Here is a 12,197-nt window from a genome sequence, read left to right on the forward strand (position 1 = left end):
AAAATTGTTGCTAAGAAAGATATTGTTCGTTTCATCGGTTAAGGGTTGCTAAAAACCAATACTGTTTCCGCCATCTACGGGCAACACTACGCCCGTAATAAATTTTGCGGCATCACTGGTGAGGAAGTAAGCAGCCTCGCCTATGTCGGCAGGTTGCCCCATTGTTCCCATCGGCGTTCTGCCAAATACCTTTGCTTTTCTCTCCGGGTCGCTGTCCAATGCCTTTGCGGTCATGTCGGAATAAATAAACCCCGGCGCAATGGCGTTTACCCGTATGCCTTTGGGCGACAGCTCCACGGCCATCGCCCGGGTCATCCCGTCAATAGCGGTTTTGCTGGCGGAATAGGCAATCACTTTAGGGATGCCATACTGCGCGGCCATAGAGCTGATGTTGATGATGCAGCCCGCCTGCTGCTGCAGCATGTTTTTTACCACTTCACGGCTCATCGTGAAAACGGCCGTAAGATTGGTAAGGATGATGTGCTGAAAGTCTTCATCCGTTACTTCCGTGAAATCCTTTTTCATATTGGCGCCGGCGTTGTTCACCAGTATATCTATCGGTCCATAGCGGTCAATCACTCCCTGTACAAAACCAGGGATGGCAGCAAGATCGGTTACGTCACATGCCATCGCATGACACAGCGCTCCCAGTTTTTGTTGGGCTGCATCCAGTCTTTCCTGGTTTCTTCCGGCAATCACCACCTCAATGCCCTGCTCCACAAACTTTTCAGCGATGGCCAGCCCAATGCCTGAACCGCCGCCCGTTACAATAGCTAATTTTCTTTTTGTTGCCGTCATCTTCTTTCGCTGGTTTAATATGCTGTGGCTAAATACCCGGTGCAAACGGGAACCGCAGACTTTTATAGTACTCCAATGTTTTACCTGGTTGTTCGTATGATGCCGGAATGGGCATGTTGCTGAAAGTCTGGAAATACAAGATACAGGCATTTCTCCACCAGATAGCTTCCGTATGTTGAATTTTCAGCAGCATGTTTACCTGTTCAAATCGCTGTTTATCTACAAATGGCTGTAAACTTTTCCAGGTATCCTGCATCTTTCCTGCGCGTTCAGCGCCTTTGTAGTATTGATAGCATAGTTCTTCCCATAAGTTCTTCCCGCTTTTCATCCGGAAATTCCAGGGCACATGATGAAACCACAACAGGTATTTTTCGTCGCAGGTGTGTATGTTCTCCCATTGTTCTCTTGCCGCCGGCTGATATTGCGCAAGCGCATTGCTGCCGGTTGCTGTGCGGTTAAAGCCGATGCCCGCGCTGTCGGCTTTGTGATAGTAAACCGGGTTCCATTCAGGACGTTGCTGGTTATTTACCCAGGGCGCGGGGCCGTAGTGGTGACTGGTACCCATGATATGATGCAGCCCTACCGGGTTGGAATATTGTACAATGATATCGCGGCTTTCCAGCATTAACCGGGATGCGGTTTTCAGAAACCAGGGGTTATTGGAATACGTCATCCGCAGCCATTCATCCGCAATCTGTTCGCTGGAAATGGTGTGATCCCACGCCAAACGGCCAAGTGCATACCAGTTTGCCTGCGCAAATGGATGGCCGCACCAGTTGATGTCATTGCCAATATTAGCCACGCCGGCCATGCCGGTTAAAGGATGATGATCCAAACTCCCGTCGATCACTTTTGCTACGGTGCTGCCTTTGCCTTCAGCATAGGTATCGCTTTCCAGCGTTTCTTTAAACAAGGGCGCGAGGAATACAAGGCTTGTACCCTGACCGAGGTATTCCTGCGTTACCTGGAATTCCATCATCAGCGGCGTTTTGGGCATGGCGCCAAACAACGGGTGAAAGGGTTCTCTTGGCATGAAATCAATGGCCCCGTTTTTCACCTGTACCAATACGTTTGGTCTGAACGTACCATCAAGTGGAACAAAGTCGTCGTAGGCTTGCTTATGGCGGTCCAGCGGGTTCTCATTGCTGTAAACAAACGCCCGCCATATCACTACTCCTTTAAAAGGAGCGATAGCATCTGCGAGCATATTGGCGCCGTCGGCATGGGTGCGTTTATAATCCTGCGGGCCTGGTTGTCCTTCACTGTTGGCTTTCACCAGGAAGCCGCCGAAGTCAGGAACATAGGTATATATTTCTTTTATTTTTTCCTGCCACCAGTGCTGTACGGATGCATCCAGCGGGTCAGCGGTTTTTAGTCCGCCTATCTCCATAGGAGCGCTGAACCTTGCGGTGAGATAGATTTTGATCCCGTAAGGCCGCAACACATCCGCCAGTGCTTTTACTTTTTCCAGGTAGGGTTGGGTGAGCACAACAGCGTTCGCATTTACATTGGTCACTACTGTGCCGTTGATGCCTATGGATGCATTTGCCCTTGCATAGTCGATATAGCGCTGATCAATATAACCGGGCAGCATATGCCAGTTCCAGATAGAAAAGCCGGCGTAGCCTCTTTCCACGGTTCTGTCGGGGTTATCCCAGTGATCCAGCATGCGGAGACGGATCTTGGGCGCTGAAATAATATTTAATTGTTGAACAGGTTGCTCCGTTTGCAGGAGCCGCAGAAAATGAAAGGTGCCATACAGCACGCCTTTTTCCGTGTTACCGCTGATGAGGATACACCGTTTGCCATTCAGTATTTTTGAGAGAATAACGAATCCTTCTTCACCGGCTTGTTGCAGTGGTACAGAAATCCCGGCGTTGCTGATCAGCGGAGAGGAGCGGGGAGTACCTGCAATGATGGCGCCGTGGCCGTTAACGGTGGCGCCATGATCTATTGTTGTTTGAAGCAAACCCTGCAAACCTGCAGATAGTTCATTGCTTACAATGTTCATCGTTGCAGATGATCCGCCGGTAATGATCGTGGTAATATTTTCGCGGTAGGATTGCAGGAGTGTTTTATTTCCGACAGGTTTATATCTCAGCCAGAGATCATAACCATTTTCTCCTTTTGTTATAAGGACGCAGCAGAGGCATAAAATCAATAACGTGTGGTTTTTCATACAGACGACAAACTATTTTATGGAATCAGTTTCTCAATAATGTCTTTCTGATAAATGCTGCCGGAACTGCTCATCATAATCGTGGAATAATTCTTTAGTGCCGGGTCCGGAAAGGTAGCAAATTACCTATTTTACGCATTATTTTCGCAATCGGTTGCGTAAATATCACAAAAAAAATCTATTCCGGTAATTTTTTCAGGGAAGAAGCCCTGATAACCATTTCCGCGCGGAGTGTAATGGCATCGGTGGTATACAGGTTGCTGATACCTTTAAGATGGTTGATCAAATAGGTGGCGGCGGTATCGCCTATACTGTTGCCGGAATAGTCCATAGTAGTAAGATTGGGCTCAATTACCCTGCTGATAGGGTCGTTGTTAAAGCCGGCAAAGGCAACATCCTCCGGGATGCGCAGGCCTGCCGCTTTAAGGGCCAGCATGCAATACACGGCGGCCGTGTCGTTGGCGGAGAAAACGGCATCCGGGCGTTCACCAGGAGGCAGGTCCAGGATATACCTGGCGGCATCTGCGCCTGCCTGCTCTGAAAGCGTACCGGATAAATAGAGCTTTTTCGTAAAGGGCAGGTTGTGGTCCTGCAGTGCTTTCTTGTAGCCGTTAAGTCTTTCCTGGTACACATTCCGCAGTAAATTTCCCCCCAGGTGCATGATCCGTTTGCAGCCTTGCCCTATCAGGTGTTTGGTAATATTATAGGCGGCTTCGTGGTTATTGATGCCAACGGAGGTGCTTTCCTCATGGGGAAACACGCGGTCGAAGAACACCACCGGTATTTTCCGTTTAAAGAAAGGCTCCAGGTGGTTGATGTCCTGCGCATTGGACGACAGGGAGATCAGGAGTCCGTCTACTCTTTTATTAAACATCGTGGCCGCATTGCGTTTTTCCTTCTCCACATCTTCCAGCGATTGCGCAATAATAAGGGTGTAACCATGCCGGTTGGCGGCATTTTCCATGCCGGCCAGTGCCGACGACATAAAGTGACTGTTCAGGCGTGGCACCAGCACGCCCAGCGTGTGGGTATGCCTGCTCCTTAAACTGCTGGCAAATGTATTGGATTGATAACCAAGCATTTTTGCAGCCTCCACAATCTTTTTCCGGGTGTTTTTGCTGATCATAGGGCTGTTTTTCAACCCCCTGCTCACCGTGGCGGCCGAAACATTCAGGTATTTGGCTATGTCGTATATCGTTACTTCCCGGTCTTCTGGCATTTCAGTACAGCTTGTTGCTCAAAGGAAATGAACTTTTTCTGAATAAAAAAATGCAATCGGTTACGTAGATATTGTTTTTTCCTATATTCGTTTTGCAGGACGAGTCATGACCATCAGCCAGTAATCAAATAAAGGGCTGGTACATCTTCAGAAAAATATAATTTGTATGTTAATGCATGAAACGATGCGCTGGTTTGGGCCGCATGATATTGTTAGTTTAAAGGACATCCGCCAATCCGGTTGCGCAGGTGTAGTTACCGCGCTGCATCATATCCCGGTGGGAGACGTTTGGCCGGTAGCAGCAATACAACAACGGAAATCCCTCATTGAAGCCGAAGGCATGAGCTGGACGGTAGTAGAAAGCCTGCCCGTAAGTGAGGATATAAAACGGCGCAGTGGTAATTATCCTGCGCATATAGAAAATTACAAGAAAAGCCTGCAACACCTTGCCGCCTGCGGCATAAAGGTGATTACGTATAACTTCATGCCTGTATTGGATTGGGTCCGTACTGATATCAGCTACACCATGCCCGACGGCAGTAAGGCCCTCTGTTATGAACGCGCTGCCTTTGTAGCGTTTGATATCTTCATGCTAAAAAGACGGCATGCAGAAAAAGACTATAGTGCAGCAGAAATTGAAGCGGCAGAAAAATGGCTGCATACACATACGGAGGAACAAAAAAATGAAGTATTCCGGAACGCGCTGCTGGGGCTGCCGGGCAGCACCGGTCGCTTTGCACCGGAAGAAATTCTGGCGGCACTGGAAACCTATAAAGATATCAATGCATCAACATTACGGGAGCACTTATTTTATTTTTTGAGAGAAGTGGTGCCGGTGGCGGAACAACTGGAGCTGAAAATGGCGATACACCCTGATGATCCGCCTTATGCAGTGTTGGGGTTGCCCCGTGTTGTCAGCTCAGAACCCGACTTGCTTGAAATTGTGCGGGCCGTTCCTTCACCGGCAAACGGACTGTGTTATTGTACCGGCTCACTGGGCGTACGACCCGGTAATGATCTTACCGGAATCATTCAGCGATTGGGAGCACACATCCATTTTCTACACCTGCGCAACACCCGGCGCGATGCGTCCGGGAACTTTTATGAGGCAGATCATTTAGATGGAGATGCTGATATGGTGGCTATTGTGCGTGAGTTGTTGTTGCTGATGAAACAACGGAATGTTTCCCTGCCGGTACGGCCGGATCATGGTCGCCAGATGCTGGATGATTTGGCTAAAACCACTTATCCGGGCTATTCCTGTATTGGACGGCTGAAGGGGCTTGCTGAACTCCGGGGGCTGCAAATTGGTCTTGCCAGCGTGCTATAACCGTGCCTCGTTATCCTAAATAGATAGACTATTCCACTGCCTTCTTACAAAAAGTTTTCAAAACAAGAAGGTAATCCTGCCTGCAAATCTGTAGGGGCCCGTGGCTGTCAGCAATGCTGCAAGTCTTCATGCTGTCAATTACTAAGGTGAAGGATAGCTAAAAATACGACACCGGTTACTCCCTGGAGAAGTAACCGGTGTCGCTTATAACATTCTTCTGCTTTATCAATCATATCCCGGGTTCTGCGGGAAGGTAGCTTTGTTATTCATGATATCTATTTCCTGCTGTGGTATGGGGTAAATGAGACGGAAGGCCGGCAGGCTCACCTTTTTATTGGCCAGTATTTCGGAAACGGCGCGGTTGGTACGCAGCAGGTCAAACCAGCGGTCGCATTCAAAGGGCAGCTCCAGGCGGCGTTGCCGGTATATTTCATTCCGGAAGCTGGCCTGGTCCGGCAGGTTGGTGGCTGTTAGCTGCGGGAGACCGGCGCGGGTACGTATCATGTTCAGGTAAGTGAAGGCATTGCCTGCGGCGCTATATCCCTGCTCATTGAGGATCTCTGCCTGCATCAGCAATACGTCTGCAAAGCGCAGTACCGGGAAGTCGTTACCGGCGTTTCCGTTGATGGGTTCGTCCAGGAATTTACGCGGCATCATGTTGGCGTTGCCGGTTGGCTTAACAGATTCCGACAGCGGTTTGCGCAGATCTGCGTTGTCATAGGCTTTCAGCAGTGTGGTATCTACCGTGATCGTTTGTGAATTGGCGAACCAGAAGCCATGATCCTGGTTGGCTACACCCTTTGCATAGCGTACGGCGAACAGTATTTCCGCATTGTACTTATTGGTAGTGCTGAATACATCTGCTACTTTGGGTAGCAGCGTAAATACGTTACTGTTTATTACATCCTGCAGCACGGTTTGAGCAGCGGCATATTTTTTCTGGTAGAGATATACCTTGCCCAGCAATCCTTTTGCCGCACCGCTTGTAACACGCCCCAACTCTGTAGCAGCGTATGTTGCGGGTAAGTTAGCGGCGGCGAAAACGAGATCTTCTTCTACCTGTTTGTAGATAGATGCTACGTCGTCACGTTTAAGGCTTGCAGCATTAACCGGATCTGTGGCGGTGGTCAGCAATGGTACTGCTCCCCACAACCTAACCAGGTTAAAATAATCCAGCGCCCTGATAAAACGCGCTTCTCCCTTAATCCGGTTTTTCAATGTTTCATCCATGCTGATGCCATCAATAGCAGCCAGCAATGTGTTGCACCGGAAAATGCCGTTATATACGCCTACCCATGCATTATAAAAGTTGGTATTGCCGGGATTATCTGAATAGCGGTTGATCTGGTAGTTTTGACCCGCATTGGAAGAAGGATCCTGGTCTGTAAAGTTGTCCGCGCGGGCTTCCATCAGTATTTCAAAGGTGGAGCCGTATTGACTGCCCTGCGCAAGCGAAGCATAACAGCCGTTTACCGCAGTTACTGCATCGCCGGCGGTTTTAAAGAACTGGCCCGGCGCGATGGTAGACACCGGGTTGAGATCCAGGAACTCTTTATTACAGGAGGCAAAAATTAATACCAGTACCGGAAGATAAAGTTTATATTTTTTCATGTTTTGCTGCATTAAAAAGTGACGTTAAGACCAATCATGTAAGTACGTGCCAGCGGGTAGGAACCGTAGTCCTCTCCGGCTGTAAGCGCGTTTTCTGTACGGTTGCTGATCTCTGGATTGAATAAAGAATATTTGGAGAAGGTGAACGGGTTTTGAACGGCGCCATAGATCCTTGCAGATGAAATGCCCGCCCTGCCCAGCAGCGCGGTGGGGAAGTTATAGCCGAGTGCAATGTTCCTGACCCTCACATACGATCCGTCTTCCACATGCCAGGAGGAAGTGATCCCGTTACCGCCTGTAGCCAGCCTGTTGGCGCGGTTCACTTTGCCATTACCCGGATCTTCCGGAGAAACATAATGATCCTTTACCTCGCTGAGGTTATTGAAGTTACCCTCCACATTGGCGATGTAACGTCTGAAGAGATTGAGGATCTTGTTACCCTGGCTGCCCTGGATGGAAATGCTCAGATCTACATTTTTATAACGCACCGTATTGCTGAATCCAAAAATGTATTTTGGCTGGAAGCTGCCCACAATAGCTCTGTCGCTGGCATCTATCTTCCCATCGCCGTTGATATCCTTAAATTTAAGATCGCCCACGTGTGTAGGATTGCTGGTTTTAGCGGATGTGTCCAGGTCGCGCTGATCCTTGTAAATACCATCTGCTACGTAGAGATAGTAAGAGCCAATTGTTTCACCGATTTTGGTAATGAAATAAGTATTGCCGGTGCCGCCTGTGGCAATGATAGGAGCGCCTGAAGAACCCAGCCTGGTCACCTTATTGGTGTTAAAGGAAATGTTGGCATTTCCTTCGAGTTGCCAGTCCTTCCCGATCTTTTTGTTGTAAGACAGTGATATTTCCACCCCTTTATTGTTTACCGCTCCTATATTCTGCAGATAGGTACTAAAGCCGGATGCGCCGGGAACAGGCAGGTTGAGCAACAGCTTGGTGGTTTTCGCATTATAATAGTCAACCGTAAAGTTCAACATCTCGTTAAACAAACCTATTTCCAACCCCAGGTCAAAGCTGGCCATACTTTCCCAGGTGAGGTTGGGGTTAGCCGGACTGGTAACAGATACTCCGTTTACCAGCGTCTGGTTCCCCAGGATGTAGTTACTGTTTGCATTACTCATTTGTGCCAGCGATCCGTAGTTCGGGATCTGGAAATTACCGGTAAGACCATAACTGCTCCTGATCTTTAAAGAACTGATTTGTTTTACGCTGCGGAAAAAAGGTTCATTGGAAACCTGCCATGCGCCTGATATGGCGGGGAAGGAAGCCCACTTGCGGTTGATACCGAAACGGGAAGATCCGTCGCGTCTGATAGAGGCGGTCAGGTAATATTTGTTGGCGTAGCTGTATTGCGCCCTGCCCAGCCAGGAATTGAGGCTCCATTGTTCCAGGCTGGAACCGCCTGCGTTTACCTGGCCCGCGTTGAGGGTGGTAACGATATCCGTGGGGAAGTTGTTGGCAGTAAGCGTATTGTGTTCCTGGTTTTCTTTCTGTACAGTAAACCCGGTGAGTATATCTAATTTATGTTTACCAAACGTTTTATTGTAGGTAAGCGTATGTTCGGTAAGCCAGTTGGTGTACATATCCGTGTTAGAGAAACCTGTTGCTACAGATGGCAGCGTACCGGAAGGAAGCGGCAAATTGGACGGCCGGTAATAATCCCTGCGGAAGCTGTTCAGGTCTGTACCTGCAGAAATGCGGTATTTCAGATTTTTAATGAATTCATATTCCATATAGGCATTCGCCGTTAAGCGAAAGTTTTTGATCCGGTCTTTCACCAGGGACGCTACTGCCACGGGATTCAGCTGGTTGGTTTGTCCGTATCCCCACACATTCACCGAGTCAGCAAAGGTGCCATCCGGGTTCCGTACCGGGAAAATAGGAGCATAACCCAGTGCCAGGGCAATTACGCCGGAATTAGGTGCAAACCAGGGGCCTTCGGCATTCACTAAATGGTTATCTGTATAAGAGGGCGTCATGTTCACACCAAAGCGGAATTTTCCGGAGCCGCCATCCACGCGGAAGCGGCTGGAATAGCGCTTGTAGTTGTTGTTGATCACAATACCATCCTGGTTAAAGTAGTTGGCAGAAAAATAATAGGAGAGACTTTCGTTGCCACCGGATACGCTAACCGTATGACTTTGCATAGGCGCCCGTCTGAAAATTTCCTTTTGCCAGTCGGTATTGGTAAGCCCGGGTTTACCTTCCAGGTAAGGAAGTATTTGTGGTGGAATCTGCGTAGAGGGATTTTGTGGTCTTACACTGTTTGGGTCCGTTGGTTTGCCGGTAGGCACGGCATCCAGGTAAGCGTTGTTATGACCTTCATACACCAGTTTAGCATAATCATATGCATCGAGTACATCTACATGCTTGTTTACTTCCTGCAGGCCGTAACTGCCGTCGTAATTAACAGTCATTTTACCGGCTTCTCCTTTCTTGGTACGGATCAGTACCACGCCGTTAGATCCCCTGGAACCATAGATGGCAGCAGATGCGGCATCTTTCAGTACATCGATGGATGCAATATCATTCACATTAATAGATGCCAGCGGGTTAAAAGGCTGCTGATAATTATTTACACCGGGAGAAGCGTTGCGGGTATCGTTGGTAATAGGTACGCCATCTATAACAAATAATGGATTATTACCGGCGCTGATGGAACCTACGCCACGCACGCGGATAGAAACGTTCCCGCCGGGTGCGCCATTGGTTTGCATCACCTGGATACCGGCCATTTTACCGGCCAGCGCCTGGTCAAAAGAGGTAACTGCCTGCTGTTTCAGGTCAGATGAACGCAGTGAGGACACGGAGCCTGTCAGCTCTTTCTTTGTACGCGTACCATAACCCACTACCACCAGTTCATTCAATCCTTTGCTGGCTTCTTTCATACGGATCAGCAACAGGTTGCTGTTCCCGTCTTTTACCTGGAACCCGTTTAACAGGTTGTTCTCATAACCAATAAAACTAAACGTAAAATCATAGAAGGCGCCGGGTTTCATCCCTTGCAATCTGAAAACCCCTTTTTCATCTGTGGTGGTATTTATCTTATCGCTGCCATTACGCTGTTTAACCATTACAGACACGCCAGGCAGTGGTTCGCCACTTTCACTCATAACACTACCTTTAATAGTTACGGCGATATTTGTATCCTGCGCATGGGCATGCAGCATACAGATGAACACTAAAAGCACAGAGAGGTACCTTTTTAATAGTCTGATCATTTTTTGACAAGTGTTAGTTAGAGTTTAGAAATAGATAGCCTGGCACGTGCACATGCTGCAGGTGTTAATACATTATATAACTGTAGATGAATGATTTTATCTGATCTTCCTGATTGACATATTTCCCTCTCCCGGCGTAAGTTCCAGGTTGTTTAGCTGACAAATAACTTCCAGGATATTCTGTAATGAATCTGTTTTCAATATCTGGCCGGTGAAATAAGCGCCGTCAACATCGCTGTGCTCATAACGGATGTTGATGCCAAAAGCAGTTTCAAGTTTACCGAGTACGCTGTCCAGTGGCGCATTATTGAATGCCATCAGTACCGCATGTTTTGTGTAAGCATTTCCTTTGGCAGAACGTGCGGCCGCCGGCGCTTTCGCTACTGAATACTGATGCAGGGTACTGTCGAAATGAAATTCTTCACCAGGTTGCAAATAGATGTCTTCTTTAGTAGTTCCATCTTTTGTACGTACCAGTACTTTACCCGTTTCCAGTTTTACGGTTACCATCTGCGGATGCTGCGCATCTACTGTGAACAAGGTTCCCAATGCCATCGTAACAGTATTGCCGGCATACACAGTAAACGGATTATTCCTGTTTGCCTTCACACTAAAAACAGCCTTACCCTGCAGGGTGATATTGCGTACAGCGCTATCTGCATAAAGTAAAGCGGCGCCGGGTTCCATTGTTACCAGGGAACCTTCCGGCAAAGTGATGGTCACTGTTTTGAGGGTAGTGTTGCGGATGAATTTCAGGTGCTGCTGCGCTACATCAATATTGTTATGTCCTTTTTTCTGCAGATGGATGTACATGGTTGCCAGGCCCGCCAGCAGCATCAATCCGGCAACAGCTGCGGCGTATGGCAGTAACCTGCTACGCAGACTGCGTACCGGCAAACGCTGTATATGCGCCTCCTGCACTCCCATCCTGTTGTGGAGCTGCATTAATATGGAGGCGGTTTTTTCAGGTGTCAGCGTTTGCTCGCCGGTGGCCACTGTGCGGTCGAAGGCTTCCCGCAGTGATTGCCGCAGCACTGCATCTTCTTCCTGCTCCAGCATTGTTTCCAGGAGTACCACGTCAGACGCGGTAGCCTTTCCGTCTTTTATTTTCTGTATCAGTGCAATAATATGTTTCATGTCTTTCAGGTATAAAAAGTAAGAAGAGGGGAAAAAGAGGGGGGAGATGAAGGTTACGGAATTGTTAACAAAAAGGAGGCGTTCCTGTTACAGGTAAATAGTAAGGAAGATTGCTCCCAAAACCGGTATGGTAGGCTGGTTAGCGGCAATGTAAGATCGGATGGACTCGGAGGAGGACTGAAGATATTCTTTTACCGTATGATGTGAAATGCCGAGGATCCGGGCGGCCTCATTGGCGGTTTTACCTTCCAGCCGGCATAGCTGGAACACTTTCTTTTTGCGGGGAGAAAGATTTTCGATAGCCTCGTCAATCAGCGTCAGCCGGCTTTCCCGGAGGCCTGGACTATCATCTTCCATTGTATCACGGATAGCAGGATATACGGACAGTTTTGACTTTTCAAGGGCCAGCTTCTTTAAGTACTGTAATGATTTATTATAGCTAACCGCAAACAGCCAGTTGCCGGCGCCCTGTGTAAGGTCCAGCTGGTGGCGGCTGTCCCAGAAGCTGAGGAATACTTCCTGCAGGATATCTTCCGCAATATCATGACGGTCAACCAGCCGGCAGATGTTCTTAAAAACGGCATGGTGATACTGATGATAGATGCTATCAAATGCTATCACGTCTACAGGATTTAAAAAGGAACTCAAAGCGGTGATCATTTATTTTATCGAAAGTAGCAGGACAATGTT

8 protein-coding genes are annotated in these 12,197 nt (G+C 48.4%); 1 reads left to right on the top strand and 7 read right to left on the bottom strand.

Annotated features, from left to right (window positions below; all coding sequences use genetic code 11):
• Positions 1 to 48 precede the first annotated feature (48 nt).
• The 3 genes from ACMXI2_RS08955 to ACMXI2_RS08965 form a co-directional block, all read right to left on the bottom strand.
• Positions 49 to 798 carry an SDR family NAD(P)-dependent oxidoreductase gene (locus ACMXI2_RS08955; protein ID WP_483781348.1) on the bottom strand — a complete coding sequence of 250 codons (750 nt, stop codon included), beginning with the start codon at positions 796 to 798 and terminating at the stop codon, positions 49 to 51.
• Between the two features lie 28 nt (positions 799 to 826).
• On the bottom strand, positions 827 to 2,977 hold the full coding sequence (locus ACMXI2_RS08960) for an alpha-glucuronidase family glycosyl hydrolase (RefSeq protein WP_483781349.1): 2,151 nt from the start codon (positions 2,975 to 2,977) through the stop codon (positions 827 to 829).
• A gap of 178 nt (positions 2,978 to 3,155) precedes the next feature.
• Complete coding sequence (locus ACMXI2_RS08965; protein ID WP_483781350.1) at positions 3,156 to 4,196, bottom strand: LacI family DNA-binding transcriptional regulator; 1,041 nt, start codon at positions 4,194 to 4,196, stop codon at positions 3,156 to 3,158.
• Between the two features lie 166 nt (positions 4,197 to 4,362).
• On the opposite strand from ACMXI2_RS08965, the gene uxuA reads away from it, so the two are divergent.
• Positions 4,363 to 5,526, top strand: coding sequence for a mannonate dehydratase (uxuA, locus tag ACMXI2_RS08970; RefSeq protein ID WP_483781351.1), 1,164 nt, complete (start codon positions 4,363 to 4,365; stop codon positions 5,524 to 5,526).
• A gap of 225 nt (positions 5,527 to 5,751) precedes the next feature.
• Here the strand turns inward: uxuA and ACMXI2_RS08975 are convergent, their stop codons facing one another.
• From ACMXI2_RS08975 to ACMXI2_RS08990, 4 genes are all read right to left on the bottom strand, one after another.
• Positions 5,752 to 7,137 (bottom strand): RagB/SusD family nutrient uptake outer membrane protein, encoded by a 1,386-nt coding sequence (locus ACMXI2_RS08975; RefSeq protein WP_483781352.1) that lies wholly within the window; start codon positions 7,135 to 7,137, stop codon positions 5,752 to 5,754.
• 11 nt (positions 7,138 to 7,148) lie between these two features.
• On the bottom strand, positions 7,149 to 10,370 hold the full coding sequence (locus ACMXI2_RS08980; RefSeq protein WP_483781353.1) for a SusC/RagA family TonB-linked outer membrane protein: 3,222 nt from the start codon (positions 10,368 to 10,370) through the stop codon (positions 7,149 to 7,151).
• 96 nt (positions 10,371 to 10,466) lie between these two features.
• Positions 10,467 to 11,507 carry a FecR family protein gene (locus tag ACMXI2_RS08985; RefSeq protein WP_483781354.1) on the bottom strand — a complete coding sequence of 347 codons (1,041 nt, stop codon included), beginning with the start codon at positions 11,505 to 11,507 and terminating at the stop codon, positions 10,467 to 10,469.
• Positions 11,508 to 11,594: 87 nt separating this feature from the next.
• Entirely contained in the window at positions 11,595 to 12,155 is a 561-nt protein-coding gene (locus tag ACMXI2_RS08990) for an RNA polymerase sigma factor (protein WP_483781355.1), read from the bottom strand.
• Positions 12,156 to 12,197: the final 42 nt, after the last annotated feature.

This window comes from Chitinophaga sp. G7 BAM 1005 (assembly GCF_057126945.1).